Annotated in this window: 14 protein-coding genes; 4 read left to right on the top strand and 10 right to left on the bottom strand. The window is 66.8% G+C overall.

Features of this window, described 5'->3' with window-relative positions; all coding sequences use genetic code 11:
* Nucleotides 1-4: 4 nt before the first annotated feature.
* Both ACFU95_RS14795 and ACFU95_RS14800 read left to right on the top strand, forming a co-directional pair.
* Nucleotides 5-1,198, top strand: coding sequence for an MAB_1171c family putative transporter (locus ACFU95_RS14795; protein ID WP_383826951.1), 1,194 nt, complete (start codon nucleotides 5-7; stop codon nucleotides 1,196-1,198).
* Nucleotides 1,195-1,773: a phosphatase PAP2 family protein gene (locus ACFU95_RS14800; protein ID WP_383826954.1), complete on the top strand. Its 579-nt coding sequence runs from the start codon at nucleotides 1,195-1,197 to the stop codon at nucleotides 1,771-1,773. Before ACFU95_RS14795 ends, ACFU95_RS14800 begins: the two co-directional genes overlap by 4 nt.
* Nucleotides 1,774-2,590: 817 nt before the next feature.
* Here ACFU95_RS14800 and ACFU95_RS14805 read toward each other — a convergent pair.
* From ACFU95_RS14805 to ACFU95_RS14840, 8 genes are all read right to left on the bottom strand, one after another.
* Nucleotides 2,591-3,931, bottom strand: coding sequence for a diaminopimelate decarboxylase family protein (locus tag ACFU95_RS14805; protein WP_383826957.1), 1,341 nt, complete (start codon nucleotides 3,929-3,931; stop codon nucleotides 2,591-2,593).
* A gap of 34 nt (nucleotides 3,932-3,965) precedes the next feature.
* Complete coding sequence (locus ACFU95_RS14810) at nucleotides 3,966-5,168, bottom strand: hypothetical protein (protein WP_383826960.1); 1,203 nt, start codon at nucleotides 5,166-5,168, stop codon at nucleotides 3,966-3,968.
* Nucleotides 5,158-5,547 carry a hypothetical protein gene (locus ACFU95_RS14815; protein WP_383826963.1) on the bottom strand — a complete coding sequence of 130 codons (390 nt, stop codon included), beginning with the start codon at nucleotides 5,545-5,547 and terminating at the stop codon, nucleotides 5,158-5,160. Before ACFU95_RS14815 ends, ACFU95_RS14810 begins: the two co-directional genes overlap by 11 nt.
* A 116-nt stretch (nucleotides 5,548-5,663) precedes the next feature.
* On the bottom strand, nucleotides 5,664-6,716 hold the full coding sequence (locus ACFU95_RS14820) for an LD-carboxypeptidase (protein WP_383826965.1): 1,053 nt from the start codon (nucleotides 6,714-6,716) through the stop codon (nucleotides 5,664-5,666).
* Nucleotides 6,717-6,872: 156 nt separating this feature from the next.
* Nucleotides 6,873-7,736, bottom strand: a complete 864-nt coding sequence (locus ACFU95_RS14825) for a class I SAM-dependent methyltransferase (protein ID WP_383826968.1) — start codon at nucleotides 7,734-7,736, stop codon at nucleotides 6,873-6,875.
* Between the two features lie 53 nt (nucleotides 7,737-7,789).
* Nucleotides 7,790-8,794, bottom strand: coding sequence for an amino acid--tRNA ligase-related protein (locus tag ACFU95_RS14830; protein ID WP_383826971.1), 1,005 nt, complete (start codon nucleotides 8,792-8,794; stop codon nucleotides 7,790-7,792).
* Between the two features lie 446 nt (nucleotides 8,795-9,240).
* Nucleotides 9,241-10,539, bottom strand: a complete 1,299-nt coding sequence (locus ACFU95_RS14835) for an ATP-grasp domain-containing protein (protein ID WP_383826974.1) — start codon at nucleotides 10,537-10,539, stop codon at nucleotides 9,241-9,243.
* 467 nt (nucleotides 10,540-11,006) lie between these two features.
* A complete protein-coding gene (locus ACFU95_RS14840; protein WP_383826977.1) occupies nucleotides 11,007-12,107 on the bottom strand; it encodes a hypothetical protein in 1,101 nt (366 codons plus the stop codon).
* Nucleotides 12,108-12,438: 331 nt separating this feature from the next.
* Between ACFU95_RS14840 and ACFU95_RS14845 the strand changes: the two genes are divergently transcribed.
* Nucleotides 12,439-13,668 (top strand): MFS transporter, encoded by a 1,230-nt coding sequence (locus ACFU95_RS14845; protein WP_383826980.1) that lies wholly within the window; start codon nucleotides 12,439-12,441, stop codon nucleotides 13,666-13,668.
* Between the two features lie 215 nt (nucleotides 13,669-13,883).
* On the opposite strand, the gene ACFU95_RS14850 is transcribed toward ACFU95_RS14845, so the two are convergent.
* On the bottom strand, nucleotides 13,884-14,204 hold the full coding sequence (locus tag ACFU95_RS14850) for a hypothetical protein (RefSeq protein ID WP_383826983.1): 321 nt from the start codon (nucleotides 14,202-14,204) through the stop codon (nucleotides 13,884-13,886).
* Between the two features lie 190 nt (nucleotides 14,205-14,394).
* Here ACFU95_RS14850 and leuS point away from each other — a divergent pair, with 190 nt between their 5' ends.
* Nucleotides 14,395-16,860 (top strand): leucine--tRNA ligase, encoded by a 2,466-nt coding sequence (leuS, locus tag ACFU95_RS14855; RefSeq protein ID WP_383826986.1) that lies wholly within the window; start codon nucleotides 14,395-14,397, stop codon nucleotides 16,858-16,860.
* Nucleotides 16,861-16,914: 54 nt separating this feature from the next.
* Here the strand turns inward: leuS and ACFU95_RS14860 are convergent, their stop codons facing one another.
* A complete protein-coding gene (locus ACFU95_RS14860) occupies nucleotides 16,915-17,949 on the bottom strand; it encodes a helix-turn-helix transcriptional regulator (RefSeq protein WP_383826989.1) in 1,035 nt (344 codons plus the stop codon).
* Between the last annotated feature and the right edge of the window lie 2 nt (nucleotides 17,950-17,951).

The raw sequence follows: 17,951 nt of genomic DNA on the forward strand, positions 1-17,951 counted from the left end.
CGGAATGATCGACACAATTCCTGCGGCCCTGCTGTGGCTGGTCACCGCGTGGCGCACCCCGGCCGCATGGCGCGATCCGAGCAAGCGAGCCCTATGGAGCGCCTTCCTCGCGCTGGCGGTTGCCATGACCCTCAGGCCGTCCTTCGTCGCCGCGCCCCTGGACGCCAGTCTGCGTGTCCACAACCTGAGCTCCTTGGGCAAGCACCTCAGCGGTATCGTCGCGGCGCACTCGGTGCTGACCTTCGTGCACAACATGGCCGAGGAGAAGGCATCCGGGCTCAAGTCCTCCCGCCTCCACCTCCTGGTCCCGGTCGCTGCGGCAGCCATCATCACGGTGCTGTTCTTCGCCGCTCCTCAGCCGTACGAGGCGGTGGACCTGCTCACCGAGTACGCCGCCGACTGGCGCATCGCCGCCTACGGAGTGGTGTGGACGGGGTACCTCGCGGCTGCGTTGTTCAGCGCCTCCCGGCTGTGCTGGCGCTGGGGCCGGCAGCCTGATATCGGCCTCCTCGGCCGTGGCCTGCGTCTCACCGGCATGGGAACCACCATCGGCATCGTCTACGCCGTACACCGCGCGGCCTTCGTGATCCTGGGATTTCTGGGACACAGCCCCGTTCCGGCCAGCACGAGGGAGGCGATCAGCGGTCTTCTGCTCTTCAGTGCGTTGATCTTCATCATGACCGGCAGCACGCTGCCCGCCGCCGGGCGACTGCACCGCTGGAGTCGCGAGTACCGCGAGTTGCTGCAGCTGTACCCGCTCTGGCTCAGCCTCACCGAGGTCGTGCCCGACGTCCGTCTCGACCCGCCCCGGCGCAAAATGTTCGAAATCGTCCAGCTCCGCCGCGCACACGACCGGCTGTATCGCCGCACCATCGAGATCCGAGACGCCGTCCTGGTCCTCAGCGACCACGCCCCCAGCAGCCTGCGCGACCAGGCTCGCGCCCACGTCGCGGCTTTTGGCCTCATCGGTGCCCAGGCGGACATCGCGGCGGAAGCCTGCTGGATCATCGGCGCCAAACAAGCCCGGCAGGCCAGCGAACCCTCGTCCGGCGAGCCCCTCCCGCCCGCCAGCGGCGGCCGGGATCTGCCCAGCGAGATCGATGCGCTGAAACAACTCGCCAGGGCCTACAACTCCGACCTCACCCGCACCTTCGCCGCCAAGCTCGACCACGCCCGAACGCAGGAGACGACACAGTGACCGAGTCCCGCACGGCCCGCCTCATCACCGACACCCTCGCGCCGGCCAACCTCGTCATCGCGATACTTCTGATCATCGGCTGGCACAGCACGAGCAGCATCACGGGGCTCGGATGGGGTGTGTTGGCCGCCCTGTTCTGCGGCGGCATCCCGTTCGCCGTCATCATGCTCGGCGTGAAGCGCGGCCACTGGACCGACAAGCACGTACGCGTCCGTGAGCAGCGCGCCGTCCCTCTCCTCGCCACGATGGCGTCGGTACTGATCGGCATCTCACTGCTCGTCGTTTTTCAGGCGCCCCGCGAGGTGTTCGCCCTGGTTGTCGCCATGCTTGTCGGGCTCATCACCACCATGATCGTGACCATCTGGTGGAAAGTCTCGGTCCACACCGCCGTCGCCGGCGGAGTGGTCGTGATCCTGCTCCTCGCCTACGGCGTGCACATGGCACCGCTGGTGCTCGGTATCGCGGCCATCGGTTGGTCCCGCGTCTCGCTCCGCGACCACACCCCGGCTCAGACGGTCGCCGGCGCCCTGCTCGGAGGGCTAGCGGGCGCTGTTGTATTCAGCGCATTGCGCTGAGGCAGCGTTCCTGGGAAGTTACGTGGCATTCCGTTCGACACCTACGCCGCTCACTCATCGGTCCGGCTCAACAGCTCGCTTCGCGTCGCGCAACGGCGCAGGTCCGCTCGGTGCTCCTACTGGACCGGCTGGAACGCGATCACCCTGGACACCGATTGTTGGCGTATCGGGTGGGACCCAGAGTGAAGTTCCACCCTCATCGCGGACAGACGCTTCCCGTGCCTCCAGCAACTCCAGCATCGACGCCATCGCGCACCCCTCGACGAACAAGCGGAAGCAGAACGCCGGATGCCTCCCTCACCCCGACCGAGACCATGCCTGACCAGCAGGAATCAAGCGATCACGTTCGGTTGAGATACGGCTGGTGGGATCTTGCTGGGTGGTTCCGGACGATTGTTGGGTGTCCGGAACCACCTGGTCAAGGCACGTGCGGCGTGATACGTGGTCTCGTCTGTCGCAGACGGTGCCGCACTGTCCGCTCACGCATCGCTCACGCAGGAAGGCCGGTTGAACAGCTCTTTCAACGTCGTCGAAGCCCCTACCTCTGTCTGCGCCAGATACGTCCGTGTCTGCCGGACAACGCTCGATGGGTCGTCCGGAACCGGGCCATCCGCGGCAGTGTGGACCCCGTAATGGTGAGCAGTGGTACGGCGCTGGCGGCGGACGCCGTAGTCCCTAGGCTTCAGCCGCGCCTCGCTCATCCGTCGTTTGGTACTCGCTTTCCTTCCACCGCAGTGGCATGGCGGATCACACAGCGAGCGGGACCAGTGGGGACCACCAGGACCGGCGCCCCGAATCATCGAGCACAAGGGGGCGATCAGGAACCGCTCGGCGCCCAGCCACCGGTAGCGGCGGACCCGTACAGCGCCCTGAACATGTCGGCCTCCTGGGGCGGGCCGAACACCTCGCGCAACTGGCCGTCCTCGAACACACCGATGCGGGGCAACGGGAAGGCCCACAGCTCGGCGTAAACGCTCGTATAGGCACCGCAGTTTAGGACGGCCAGCCCGTCCAGAGCTGCGGTGGACGGCAGTTCAGCCGACCGGCAGAGGTGGGAGGGCGCGCAGGTGGCGTCGCCGACGTGCACCCGCTCCCAATCCGTGTCAGGGGCCAGCCGCAGCGGTACAGGGTGGTAGGCGAGGTCGGGCAACGGTATGAGGACGTTGGAGGACAGGTCGGAGATCAGCCATGTCTCGCTCGAGTTGACCTTCCGGCCAACGACGTTGGTGAGGCCGACGGCGGCGTCCCCGACGACGTAGCGGCCCGGCTCCAGGATCACCGACGGCGTGACCGGCAGCATACCGAGCGCGTCGCGCGCAGCCTCGGCAAAGTCATCCGCCTTAGCCCCGGAGCGTTCCAGCAGAAAACGGGACTCCAGGCCGCCACCAAGGTTGACGGTGGGGAAAGGGCGGTCCGCCGGGGCGGTCTGGACGGCCAGTTCCGCCAGGCCACGAACCATGCGGTGGAAGAGATGGGCGTCGGTGCAGTGGCGCAGCTGATGCGCATGCAGGGCGGCTACATCGCACCAGCGGGACGCCAGCGCCCGCTCGACCAGGTCGGCGGCACCATCGAGGTCGGCGCCGAGCTTCGAACCAGCGGTGAAGAACGCACCCGTTTCGTTCAGCGGGTTGACTCGTACGGCGATGCGGGCAATCCGGCTCTGGGATCGGGCCTCGTCCTCAATGCGCTCCAGCTCGGCCACGCTGTCTACGCCGATTAGCCCGGTCTCTGCGGCGATCAACTCCCGGCGGTGCTTTGAGGTGCGGGCCGGGCTGTTGGCCACTACCTGCTCGGGCGTGAACCCGAACCGACGGGCGAGCTGCCACTCAAGGTCGCTCATTACCTCGACGCCATGTCCGTCCGCGCGCAAGGCCGTGGCAATGGCCGGGAGGTAGCAGCTCTTGAGCGGAAAGTGCAGGGAGACATCGAAGTACTGGGCGAAGGCAGCCTTCAGTGAGCGCGCGTTGTCGCGGGCCCGGTCGGGCAGGTAGATCAGCGACGGTTCCGCTGAGCCCCAGAGGCCGTCATATGGAGTCCTGTACAGGGTCAGGAGCCCGTCCTCGCGGTCGAGGTACGGCAGGATCGCGGCAATATCGTCATGTTCGTCGCGCCGCAGTCCGTGCAGCTTGTCGTTGGTCGGGGTCGGAGCTGTGGCCACGGGTGGTCTTTCTCGTCGGGAGGGGCGCGCGGGATCAGCCGAGGGCGCGCGGGTCGAGGTGGGTGCCGGCCCAGGCGCCGGGAAGACCAGCGAGGACGGTGCCGGGTTCCGCCTTTGCGACCAGTTCCGGCGCGGGGCCGGCTGGGGCCCCGTCGGTACGGGCGCAGGCAAGATGGACGGTCATCAGATCGTTCTGGGCGGCGCGCAGGCGGCGGTCGGCGAGGGCTACCACATCCGTCAGCGGCCGGTCCCGGGGGTGCTCGATCCGATAGTCCTCCAGCAGCAGCCGGTACCGGTCGCGGGTTGGGTTGTACAGGACGGGCGCCAGCCCGGCGATGGTCGAGGGCCGGGTGGCGTCGGCACCTGAGATGAGCCGGTGAGTGCGCAGCCCGGCTGTGCGCTCTCGCAGTAGCGCCTCGTCCGCTCCGGGTGTACGGAGGTCGACAGTCACTTGGGTGGGCGTGACGGCACTGCCGAAGACGGCCGCTCGTGTGCCCTGCAGATGCGCGGCGAACGCCAGCACCCGACTGCTGATGCCGATCTCGAAGACGCCCATGCCTGGGCAGCCCAGGTAGCTCTCGAAGGCGGGGCCTAGTTCGTACGCCAGCATCCATGGCTCCATGCCGCCTTGCGGGGACGGCAGTACGGCAGCCACGGAGCGGCGCGCGTAGTGGGCGGGCGCCTCACGCTCGACCAGGAGGCCGGGCACGCCTACCGCGTGCGCTACCTCGCACACGAGATCCAGCACACCGCGCCAGATCTCATGGCGTCCAGTGGCCGGCGCGGCGATGTGGATGCCGGGGGACGGGGCAATGAACTCGTCTCGGACCAGGGCACATACGTCGGCCACCGGCCGGTAAAGGCCGTCGTTCGTGGCGACGGCACGCGGGAGAGTTGGGTCGGTGATGCGCTCCCGCAGCCAATCGAGGTGGGCCAGGTTGTAGTCGAAACAGAGGTATTCATCCGCCGCCAGCTCGTAGCAGTCGAAGTGAGGCGACATCTCCTTGGCAAACCGCCAGGTCGCGCCGGACCGGGACACCGGAGGATGGGCCACCAGCTCCAGATTCCAGCGGCGTTCCGCGCCAGACAGCATGGTGTAGCTGACCCGGTCGGCCAGGTCGAGGCCCGCGCCGGTGAGGTTGGCGACCCCGCGCGCCAGCCGGAACCGGCTCATGAGCCCGGCCGTAACCAGGCGGCGCTGGTATGGCTGGAATTTCTTCCCTACGTCAATCAGCATGGTGGGGCTCCCAGGCGGCGAGCCGAAACCGGACGAGCGCGGGGTCGACCTGCTCGACGCGGTAGTCGACGTAGCGGAAGCACTCCTTGAGTACGTCCGTGACGGGGTCCGGGGCGAAGTCGCGGGCGCGCTCCCATGCCTCGCCCAGGAATACGTTGGGCACCAGGTCGTCGCCGCTCAGGGCATGGGTCAGGGAGTACAGACGTTGGTTCACTCCGGCCCGGCGCAACCGGGTGCGGCCCACGAGCTCGAAGTCCAGGTCCAGGGTGCGCAGCGTGAACGTCCGCGATCCCATGGCCGACGTCGCCCGCCGTTCGGTGCTGAAGGCCACACCCGGTGTCACGGGGACGCCCCGGTAGTCGGCACTGGCCCCACTCACTGGGAATGCGAATGCCTCCGCCATCCGCTCCCAACCGCACGCGGCAAGACGATCGAACAGGGCCCTACGCCATGCCAGTTCTCTCGGCGTGACGAGCTGGGGCGAGGTGCCCGGAGTCACGGAATCATCTCCTTGCTTTCTCTCCTCTGCGGAACGACCCGCCGGTGGCTGCCCTGCCGACGCCCGTGGCCCCGGTGAGGCTCGACGCACAGGCGTAGCGGGTCGGTGTCGATCTGTACCGTCACGCCCAGGGGCAGGGACAGGCGCGGTTCGGTGTGGCCGAAGTCGACGTCGGCAACGACAGGGATGTCCACGCCGTCGAGCATGTGCAGCAAGGCGTCGTCGAAGTCGTCGTAGCCGCCGGGCGCGATGGCCGGGCGGCTGCGACGCCCGAGTACGAGGCCGGCCAGCCTGTGCAGCCGACCGGAATTGCGCCACTGCGCGAACAGTGACAGGAACTGGTCCGGGGCCATGCCGGAGTCCTCCAGGAAGAGAACCCGGTCGTCGGTGTCCGGCAGGTACGGCGTGCCGAACAGCCCGGTCACCGTGGGCAGACACCCAGCCAGCAGCGGCCCGTGGGCCCTGCCGTGGCGCAGCACACGCCACGATTGCGCGGGCTCGGTCTCCAGCTCACGCTCGTCGTCCCGGTCCCACCAGGGGTTGTCCTCGGTCCAGCGCGTCGGCGGCCTCAGGATTCCCTCAGTGCCGGCGAGCGCGTTGTGCAACCCGTCGGACGTGTAGGGGAACGGCCCTTCGAAGTGCCCGAACTCCGAGACCAGCATGGGACCGTGAACAGCGGGAACGCCGTGCGCGGCGAATGCCCACAGCAGCACCGACACGTCGCTGTACCCGATGAGCGGCACCTGCGCCTCTCGCAGCAGCTCGAAGTCCAGGTAAGGCAGGACCAGAGCCGCAGTCCAGCCCCCCGAAGAGGCGAGCACGGCGTCGACACCCTGCTCGATCAACACATGTAGGTCCATGGCGAGTTGGCGGGGCTCGGCGGCACTGGCCCTGCTGAGCCCCGCGAAGGTGGCCGAGACCCGCACACCGAAACCCGCCTGCTGGACGGCGGCCACGGCGCGTGCGGTGCGGCGGGGGAACATCGCCGGGGCGGGCGAGGACGGGGTCCACAGGCCGAGTGTCGTTTCAGGTCGCGCTATTGGGGTCATGCCGTCCCTCCCGGTGGCGCGTACGACTCCCCGCTCCCCCAGGCCGCGTCGTGACACCCTGCACTCGCGGGCCGACCAGCCGGTCCCCGGCGGCAGGCGATGACACAGAGCCCCTTCGTGTCCATAAGCTGGCCGTCGCCGCTCGCGGTTCTCTCGTCATCGGTGCAGCGCCGTGCCCGCAACCGGTGCGGACGCGTGCAGGATCGGGAACTCGGTCGGCCGGCTCTTGCGGTACAGCAGAATCGCGTAGCGGCAGTAACCGAGGTTCTCGTTGAACAGCGAATAGAAGTAGTGCAGTCGCTTGCCGGCCGCCTCCTTCAGGTCCTCCGGCATGCCCTCGTTGCACGGCTGGGCAAGCACAGCGGCAACGTAGGCGTCGATCTGCTCCGGGCTCAGGTCCAGGTACTCGTACTCCTCGGAGAAGAACAGCTCGGAGTCCTTCCGTCCGAACATCTGCTCCCAGTCGACGCGGCTGAAGCGCGGCAGCGGAGCACCGATCGCGCGCTCGACCTCTTCCAGGAGCCGAGCCGGCGGACGGCGGTGGTAGAAAATCGGAACCGCGGCGAGAACTCCGAAACGCTTGAGCACCCGGTAGTACTCGTCGATGGCGCGCTGCCGGTCCGGGATGAAGGACGTCACGTTGCTGGCGAACAGCATGTCGAAGTGCTCGTCGGGGAACGCGATGCGAGTGCCGTCACCGACGGCGAAGTAGGCGTTGTCCAGTCCGAGTGCGGCCGCCTTGGTCCGGGAGAACTGGACGGACGCCTCCTCGATGTCGATGCCGTGCACCTCGCAGTTGATGGAGGCTGCCATCTCCAGCACGGAGAAGCCTGTGTTGCTGCCAACCTCGAGAATCCGGTCGCCGGCGCCCAGCCCGGGGATCTCTCGTAGTACGGCCCGGATGGTGGCAGCCCCGCCAGAGCACATGTTGGGCTCGTTCACCAAGCCCACAGTCTGGGAGAAGTTCAGCTTCTGGACGCCCTCCGGGGAGAGGGTGCGGAGGTCCGCGGCCGTGGTCATGAAAGCTCCTGTGAAGTGAAGGGGTCGGGATACGTCAGGCCGGGGCCGCAGGATCAGGGAACGATGTTGTGGCCGTTGCGGCGTGGCAGCACTTGCAGGTCGCGGATGTCGTCGTGGTCGAGCACCCACATCAGGAACCGCTCGATGCCAAGTCCGAAGCCCGACGTGCGCACCGGCTGGAAGTCACGCATCCCCAGGTACCAGGCATACGCCTCGTGACCGACCTCGTGCAGGTCGAGCGCACGGCGCACGTCCTCGGTGGTGACGTGGCGCTCGCCCGCCCCGACAACCTCCCCCATGCCGAAGAGCAGGTCGGCGTTGAGCGCCGTACGCCCCTCGGTGTCGCCGAACGCCTGGTAGAAGGGAACGGCGAGGTGGTCCCAGTGGGTCACCCAGACAAACTCGCCGAGCTTGTCCATGAGCAGCCGCTCGCCCTCTCGGGTGAGCGTGCGCCAGCCGCCCTCGTGCTCGATGCCGGTCCCCCCGAGCACCTCGGTGGCCTGATCGAAGGTGACGCGCTTGAACGGGCGGCCCGAGGCGACCTGTTCGAGCTTCACCACGTCGCCGCCGCACTCGTGGATGACGTCGGCATCTCTCTGGAGGAGCCCGGCGGTCAGGTGGGCCAGGTAAGCCTCGACCGTCGTCATCACTTCGTCGAGGCTACCGACGATCTCGGCCTCGCTGTGGAAGAACTGGCAGAGATGGCTGGCGTCGGTGTCCTCGCCGCGGAAGGACGGCATGACGTAGTAGGTATCCGTGCCGGTGAGGCGGCAGCCGAACTCGAGCATGAACTGCATCGAGTCCGCCAGGTAAGTGGGGGCACCCATGAGATCGATGTGCACCGGGAGCGAGTCGCTACCGAGGCCCATCGGGCTGGATATCGACCCGGTGGTGACGGGCAGGTGCAGCGTCTGGCCGCCACGCGCGCGCCAGAAGTCGAGGGTCAGCTCGCTGACGCTGTTCTGCAGCCGGGCCACTGTGCGGTACCAGGGGTTGCGCAGCACCTCGAGGTAGTAGCCGTCGGTGTTTTTCCACACTTGGGAAGGGATGGTGGCCATATAGGGAACTCCAGATCGATGTCTAAGGTGGGGAAGGCTGGCGATGCGGGGCGGACAGCTAGCGGTGATCTGCCACACCGCAGCATCGACAGACTCCGCGTGGTAGCCGTCGATGACGCGGGCGCCGAGCACGGCGATCGGCTTCTAGCGCCGATGTGGACGCTCCACGCAACCCACGGCGTGGGCCTCCATCGGGACCCTGCTGATCAGGACGCGGGGCGCGGCAGATGGGTCCGGGCGCCGCTGCCGGGCCGGGAGCCGGGCTCAACCAGCTCAGCGGTGCTGTCCGGGTGCGCAAGCCCCTCGGAGTGCGAATGGCGGATGCGGGTCAGGGATACCGGCACAGCCGTTCCAGGGAATTCCGCCGCGCGCTGCACGCCAGCCGCGTCACACATGCGTCCCGGCGGGAGAGGATCAGGGCCTCTCGCTCCATCCCGATGTCCTGCTCAGCCGTGCCCGTCGCCCGTATCGGCGGTGTCTTCAGCCGCGACTTCGACGCGAAAGCGCTCGACCAGGTCGCGCCGTACCTCGTCGTACTGCTCGGCACTGTCCGCTCCGAACACGAGCATCAGACACCATTCCGAGGGGTTGGTGAGAGTAACCCGGTCGCCGGGCCGGAGGACCATCTCGTAGTCCAGCACGCCCGGGTGCGCGGCCAGTTCGGCCTCGTCGGGCATGGCGACGATGACACCCGGCAGGGAAGCGCTCAGGTTGAGGACACCGATGAACGGGCGTTTGGGCGCCGCTGGCGGGCAGGTACCAGTGACGACGACCCGGGCGAAGTCGGACCAGACGTCGCGTCCGAAGTATGCGCTGAGCATGGGCGGGATCGTGCCGCCACCGACGCGCGTGGCTATCTCGGAGAAGACGATCTCGCCGTCGGGGCGCAGGAATACCTCGAGGTGGGTGGCCCCGTGCTCGATGCCCAGGCCCCGGTTGATGCCGTCGTGCAGCTCACGCATCCTGTGGTACAGCTCCGGCTCGTCCGCCTCTCGGATGATGCGGATACCGTCGACGCCGTTGTCCTCGCGCCGGGCTGCGGCGGTGACGGAGAGGCGTGGTGAGCGGTAGGCGTGCACGACAAAGCTGACGTCCCGGCCGTCGGCCCAGAAGGCGTCGACGCAGATCTCCTTGCCGGGCACGAACTCCTCGACCATCAGCTGCTTCGCGCGCAGCAGCGGTTCGAAGCTGAATTCTGCCAGTGTCTTCGCCAGGTCCTCAGCACGGTCCACCCGGACCGTGCTCATGGTGCCGAATCCGGACACTGGCTTGATCACGACCGGGAATTGCAGTTCGGCCATGGCACGCTCGGCGCCGACACGGTCGTCGGGGCCTACGAGCGAACGGTAGCGGGTGGTGGGCACTCCGGCCGCGCGGACCCGCTCCTTCATCAGCCGCTTGTCCCGATAGGCCGCATGCTTCAGCGGATCAGTGCTGCCCTGGAGTAGCAGTTCCAGATATCCAGCACCGAAGACGCTGAACTCGGTGTGGCTGACGATCCGGCCGACCTGCACCTGACGGTGCGCGAGATCGACAGCGACGGCCGCGAGTTCCTCAACCGAGTCGAAACTGCTTACCTGGTAGACCTGGCGGGCCCGATCGAGCAAGAGGGGGTCTGGGTTCATGCACTCGACGTCATAGTCGTCCAGAACGACGTACACATCCGGCGTGAGGGCCAGCAGCTCTGCCAGGACCTTCGGATGCCACTTGCAGAGCACGGTCGCCGTGGCGGTCTCAGTAGTCATGGATCCTCGTTTCACGGTCGGCCAGTGTGGTCTTGTCGGCCTGTTTCCTCAGTCCCAGCCCCAGCTGGAGAGCGCTTCGACCGCCACTGTCTGCGAGTCAGTGCCGTCGATCCCACCCTGATCGGTCGCCGTTCCGAGGACAGCCCCGAACAGAGCGATACACGTAATAACGAGAATGAAAAGCGGCCGGCCCATACACCCTCCCCCTTCATTCGCCCGCACCATCGGGGCAAATGAACCTGAGCAAATTCTGATTTACTTTCAACTAGCAGACATCGAATATGCCATTCGTTGATCGTTTATGCAACCGTGCCCCGTGGCACGAAGGTGCCCTGGCCGGAAGTGGCCAGTCAGCAGCGCACGGAACGGCAAGGGGCCAACAGGGCTCCTGCATCGAAATGCGGCAGGTGTGATCACCGGCACAGCGACCAGAACCCTATCGCGTCTGGCTCGTCCAGCTCGGGGCATCAGGAGTTCGTGAACGCGTACGAACTGCCGCACTCGAATACTTCACCCAACCGCAGGTGATCGGTTTCCCCTCGCAGGTAGCGGGCAGTGGCTTCGAGCTTGGCGTCCCACTCTTCCGGCTCAAGTGGCTTGGCGCGATCAGTGAGTTCGGGATTGTTCCGGTGGAACTCCGCCATCGACGGCACTAGGTAGGACTTCGGGATCTGCGTGGTCTCGGAGCACAGGAACAATGTGATCGCCGGGCGGTGACAGGCGGTCGCCCGATCCACCTCCACATCATGGATCAGGTCGGTGGACATGAAGTAGCTCTGCCCCTGCTCCAGGAGGATTCGCTCCTCGGAGGTCCGGAGGTGGCTGCGCTCGTACTCCCGGTGCGGCGGCCAGACTCCGTCCACACGCTCGAGATCGACATCCTGGTAGCGGTCGGCGGTCCCGGTAGCCGTGGATGCGGAGGCTTCCTCATAAATGGACTGCCGCATCTCTCCGACAGAAACATAGGATACGAACGAGAACGGGTGCGAATGGGCCGGTTCAGCGATGACATCCGGTTCGTATCGCTTGGTCGACTCGAAACCCTGCGCCTCGGGGTTCGGCTGCCAGATGTGGATGCTGGCGTGCCATTCCGCGACTGGGTACCCCATGAAGTCCTCGACCCCATCGCCGGCACGCGTCGTACTGGGGATGTTGTGCTTCTGGGAAGCCAGCATCAACGTCTGCCCCGCCCAGCCGTAGATGCAGTGCCCGCGATCGGCGCGGGACTCCTCGGCGATGTCGTGCGCCGACTGCCGGTCGGACTTCAACGATGCCCGCATCAGTTCGAGGAACGCGGCAAGGTTTTCCGCTCGGCCCAGAGTGCGAACGAAGGCGTTCATCCGCGAGATTCGGTCGACGCCCTCCGGCGTGTGCCGGATCTTCTCGAGCAGTCCCTGCATTTCCTCAAGAGCCGCGGTCGCGTCCGTCCTGCCCTGCGCCGGTCCCGCAAGGATGCTCGTGATCGCCTCTGCGGTCTCGTTGTCACAGTACCCCGATGACAAAGCGTCTCGTGAGCTGACCAGAGTCAGCTGCTCGGGGTTCTCGGATTCGAGCCAGCCAGCCGTCATCAACCGTAGCCTTTCCCGTCTGTTATCCACTCAAGTTCCGCCGGGGCAGAACAGATCGCAGGCAAATTAGCAGTGCGCCGCGACCGGCAATCGTGCATCAATGGAGGCCATACGACTGCCGCTCACCAACCTGACATTCAGCAGTGAAAGTGCGCAACGCAGTCCCGCTGGCACGAAGGTGCGCTGGCCAGAAGTTGCCATCTACGTGGAACGATGGCCGTGCCGCGTCCTCGGGCATTCTCACTCGACACGGGCCCGACGGCACTGTTCAAGGCAACGGATCAACCACCCAGGACGGCAACCCTGGGCCGACTCGGTAGACTCCACGATCATGTTTGCCTCTCTCTTCCCTTCGGCGCGCTTGACCCGGCGACTGAGTCTGCAAGCGGCCCTATTCGCGCTCGGGCAGGGAAGTTTCCTGACCGGGAGCGCAGTATTCTTCACCCGAATAGCCGGGTTGACCCCCGCGGAAGTGGGCCTCGGTCTGACCGTCGCCGGCGCAGTGAGCTTCTTCGCAGCGGTGCCTCTGGGGCGGGTCGCGGACCGTATCGGCCCGAAGAGAATGTGGGCGATCGGGGCGTTCCTGCACGGTGGGCTCTACATGCTGTATCCGTGGGTGCATGGTTTCGCGGCTTTCTTGGCCGTCATCGTGGCCATCGAACTCGCCGACGCCGCCGGCATATCCGGAAGGGGTGCGTACACGCTCAACGCCTTCTCGGGTGAAGAGCGCATCAGTTCGCTGGCATACATGCGCAGCGCCCTCAACATCGGCTTCACGGCCGGAGCGCTGGTGGGAGGAATGTCCCTGGCCCTGGACAGCGCCCAGGCCATCCGCGCTGTACCGCTCGCCACCGGCGCCCTGCTGCTGGTCAACGCGGCTCTGATAGCTCGTCTGCCACGCCCCGCACACGCTCCAGAGAGTACGGATCAGCGCGACTTGGGACCCGGCGCGTTGCGCAATCGCGGCTTCCTGCTGCTGAACGTCTGTCTCGGCGTACTCAGCACCAGCCAGGTGCTGATCAATGTGGTCGTCCCGTTGTGGCTGGTACAGGAAACAGATGCGCCACGTTGGCTTCTGGCCTGGCTGTTCGCCACCAACACCATACTCGTCGTCACTCTGCAGGTGCGGGCATCCCGCGGCGCCCATACGGTTTCCGGGGCTCTGAGGACGGCCTGGCGAAGCGCCATCTGTCTCGCCGTGTCCTGCGTAGTGATGATGGTGACCGACAGCACGACAGGATGGGTGACGATCGCTCTCATCTGGTTCGGACACGTCGTGTTGACCGTTTCGGAACTGTTCGTTGCCGCGGCAGATTGGGGGCTCTCCGCCGAGCTGTCCGACCCCGCACGCCGCGGGGAGTACCAGGGTGTCGCGCACGTGGGAAATACCTTGGGGACGGTGTGGGCTCCCGCCGTTTACACGTTTCTCGCCATGCACTGGTCGGCGATCGGTTGGCTGATCATCGTGGCACTGATCCTGGTCGCCGCCGGCACGGCACGGCCGGCGGCCCGGGCAGCCGAACGTCGTTTGCAGATGAAGACCTCACTCGTCCATGAGTGAAGCGCCCGTGCCGGTTCGGGGTGAGGATGGCTGCCGCAACGGCCCATGGTCCGGTGAGCCGGCACAGCGGGTTGGCCCAGCGCCAGGTGCAGTCCATCGCGGGACGTCCTCGCTGGTGTGCACGCCACGCGGCTCCGTACGCTCCAGCGCCAATGTCCCCGCCCACCGCACTGGCCCGGACGCCGGCCGGCGCCGTCTCCCGAGGCCGCCGCACCTCACCCGGCACGTACGGAAACCACGCCGTGGCAGAGACCGTGCTGCCCGCCAACCGCCGGAGCCCGCAATTCCGGACGGGCTCGGCTGCCGCTGTCCTTGAGCAGGTACCGCACCGCCTGCAACACCGCAGCGCCAGCGGCCACGATGGAATCGGCTGATACGAAGACCACGCCCATATGCCGGGAATGGGGAAGCTCCGCTGCACACATATGTTCGACACGGCAGCCCGATACCCGCGGGATCACATGGGCTAGTTCACCGAAATTGATCTGCGAACGATCAAGTTGACATGAGTCGGCCTCAAGGTGGATGGCGTACATGGCTCCGAGAATCCCATTCATCAACGGCGTCTCTGCCGTTGCGGATCGGCAGCTCTGGGCCATGGCAGCAAAGTGACACGGAGGGCGGGATAGGATCCACGTTCAGGTTCACATGTCGGAAGCCTGGCGCGAGCCCCTGGAGCCTGGGGGCTGGCCACGGTCGACGTTCTTGACGCGAGGACAGTACGAGATGAGTGAGAACACGGCGGACTTCGCCGCGTCTATCCAGAACAAGTGGCGTTCCGTGTGGGAGCAGTCGGAGGTCTTCACGGCCGACGGCCGTGGCGACCGCGAACGAGCCTACGTCCTCGACATGTTCGCCTACCCCTCAGGTGACCTGCACATGGGCCACGCCGAGGCGTTTGCATTCGGCGACGCGGTTGCCCGGTACCAGATGCAGCGCGGCAACGACGTCCTGCACCCTGTCGGCTGGGACTCCTTCGGTCTACCGGCCGAGAACGCGGCCATCAAGCGCGATCTGCACCCCGCGGACTGGACCTACAGCAACATCGACACCCAGGCGGAGTCCTTCCGCCGCTACGGCGTCTCCTTCGACTGGTCGACCAGGCTGCACACCTCCGACCCGGAGTACTACCGCTGGACCCAGTGGCTGTTCCTGCGCTTCCGCGACAAGGGCCTCGCCTACCGGCAGAATTCCTCCGTCAACTGGTGCCCCAAGGACCAGACGGTCCTTGCCAACGAGCAGGTGGTCCAAGGCGCTTGCGAGCGCTGCGGCACCCCGGTCACCAAGCGCGACCTCACGCAATGGTTCTTCCGCATCACCGCCTACGCCGACCGGCTGCTCGACGACATGGAGCTACTGCGCGACGGCTGGCCCGAGCGTGTGCTGACCATGCAGCGCAACTGGATCGGCCGCTCGACGGGCGCACACATCGAGTTCCCGGTGGAGGGCCGCGACGAGCCCATCACCGTCTTCACCACCCGCCCCGACACCGTCCACGGCGCCACGTTCCTCGTCGTCGCCGCCGACTCGCCGCTGGCCGCCGAGCTGTGCGCGCCCGAGCAGCGCGCCGACTTCGGCGCCTACCTGGAGCGCACCCGCCGGCTGTCCGACATCGACCGCATGGCGGCCGGCCGCGACAAGACCGGCGTACCGCTCGGTCGTACAGCGATCCACCCGCTCACCGGCGAGCAGGTGCCGGTCTGGGCCTCCGACTACGTCCTCGCCGGCTACGGCAGCGGCGCCGTGATGGCCGTACCCGCGCACGACCAGCGCGACCTCGACTTCGCGCGCGCATTCGGGCTGCCTGTCCGTGCCGTCGTCGCGACCGACGAGGATCCGGCGACGACCGGCACTGCGATCGACGCGGATGGCCCCTATGTCGGCTCCGGCGTGCTCAACGGCCTGCTCCGCGACCAGGCCACGTCGAAGATCCTGGCCGAGCTGGAGCGCGTGGGCCGGGGGTCCGGCGGGGTGCAGTACCGGCTGCGGGACTGGCTGGTCTCCCGGCAACGGTTCTGGGGCTGTCCGATCCCGGTCATCCACTGTGACGCGTGCGGTGAGGTTCCCGTCCCCGACGACCAGCTGCCGGTACAGCTGCCCGATCTGCGCGGCGCCGATCTCGCCCCGGCGGGAGTCTCTCCGCTGGCCGCTGCCAAGGACTGGGTCAACGTCCCCTGCCCGAGCTGCGGCGAGCCGGCCCAGCGGGACACCGACACTATGGACACGTTCGTCGATTCGTCGTGGTACTTCCTGCGGTACTGCTCCCCTGACTACACGGACGGCCCGTTCGACCCCGAGGCCGTGCGCCGCTGGATGCCAGTTGCCCAGTACGTGGGCGGTGTCGAACACGCCATCCTCCACCTCCTTTACGCCCGCTTCTTCACCAAGGTCCTGCAGGACCTCGGGCTGGTCGACTTCCCCGAGCCGTTCCTTGCCCTCCTCAACCAGGGGCAGGTCCTGCTCAACGGCTCCGCGATGTCGAAGTCCAAGGGCAACATGGTCGATCTGGGTAGCCAGATCGCCGAGTTCGGCGTGGACGCGGTCCGGCTGACGATGGTCTTCGCCGGTCCGCCCGAGGACGACATCGACTGGGCCGACGTCTCGCCAGCTGGCTCGGCCCGCTTCCTCGCCCGCGCCCTGCGGCTGGCTGACGACGTCGAGTCCGCGCCGGACACAGCCCTCGACGGCAGCGATACCGGCCTGCGGCGCCTGGTCCACCGCACCATCGATCAGGCGACTCAGCTCGTGGAGGCCCACCGCTTCAACGTGGTGGTGGCCCGGATCATGGAGCTGGTCAACGTTCTCCGCAAGCACATCGACGCGGGCCACGCAGCGGACCCCGTGGCCCGCGAAGGTGCAGAGGCTGTCGCCGTCATGCTCTCCCTCTTCGCCCCCTACACCGCCGAGGAGATGTGGGAACGACTGGGCCACCGCCCGAGCGTCGCCCGCGCTGGCTGGCCCACAGTCGACTCCCAGCTGGCCAAGGAGCAGGAAGTCACCTGCATCGTCCAGATCAACGGCAAGGTGCATGCTCGTATCGAGGTCAGCGCGGACATCACGGAGGATGCGCTGACCCGCCTGGCCGAGGACCAAGCGGCTCCGGCCCTGGCGAACCAGGAGGTCGTAAGGGTGGTAACCCGAGCGCCTCGACTGGTGAACTTCGTTACAGCAAGGAACCGGGCGAAAAAGTAGCGGACTGAGGTGCGGGGGCCTGGGGATCACGTCCTGGGCTTTCGCTCCATCTGGTCACACCCACCCGGCCCGCGCCGCGAGAATGCCCACTTCAAGCCGACTCCGTGCACCCAGTTTGGTGGTGATGGCCGCCATCAGACGTCGCGTGGTGCGCAGCGACAAGCCCAACTTCCGAGAGGCCACCTCGTCGGTATGTCCCTGCGACACAAGCTGCAGCAGGGCGAGCTCCTGCGGAGTGGGGGCATCGGACTCATTCGGACGCTGCGTCCCGAATGGCGTTGCCCGCTCCCAGAGAAGCTCGAACAATGCCAGTAGCCCGGCCAGTACGCCTGGCGCCTCTACGACGACGGCGCCAGCTCGGGTGTCCTCCGGGTCGATCGGCAACAGGGCGACCGATCGGTCCGTGATGAGCATGCGCAGTGGCAGCGACGGCGCGGTCCGTATCTCACCACCGAGTTCGGAGAGCCACTGCGCATACTCGGTCGTTGCCCGGTCGTTGCGTACGCTGTCGAGGTACAGCGTACGCAGGGACACACCTGCCTTGAGACTCTCCTCGTCGAGGGGACGGCTTGCCTCCAGAGCCTCCTGACTCTGGGCACCACCGGGCATGAGGGCCAGCAACTCGCTGGTAGCCTGCCGGGCCAACCCAGAAAGCCGGGCGCGTACCTCGTTGACGCCCTCAAGGCGCTCCAAGCCCATGTTGCCGAGCTGGGCTCGCTGCACCGCGTAGGTTCCCGCAAGCTCCGCAGCGGCCGCGCGAACTGACGCCAGCTCCATCTGCTGGGCATGGATCTCCATCTCACGCCGGTGGATGTAACTGGCCAGACCAACATCCGGATGAACCGCAACGACGTTCTTCGTTCCCTCGGACTGGTACAACATCGACAGCTCGGCCAGTTTGTTCAGCGCCGCGCGAATCTTAAGCTCACCAACCCGCAGCTCCTGAGCAATCTCGGCCATCCCCCAGCGAGGCTGGGTGATCACGAGTCGGTACACCTCGATGCAGAGTTCGTCCTGCCCAATGAGGGTCGCCAGGGAGGAGGTATCCGCACTTGGCTGCGCTTCCTGCGCGTCGACCGAACCGCTCATTC

Origin of the sequence: Streptomyces sp. NPDC057623 (genome assembly GCF_042800355.1) — a bacterium.
GTDB lineage: Bacteria > Actinomycetota > Actinomycetes > Streptomycetales > Streptomycetaceae > Streptomyces.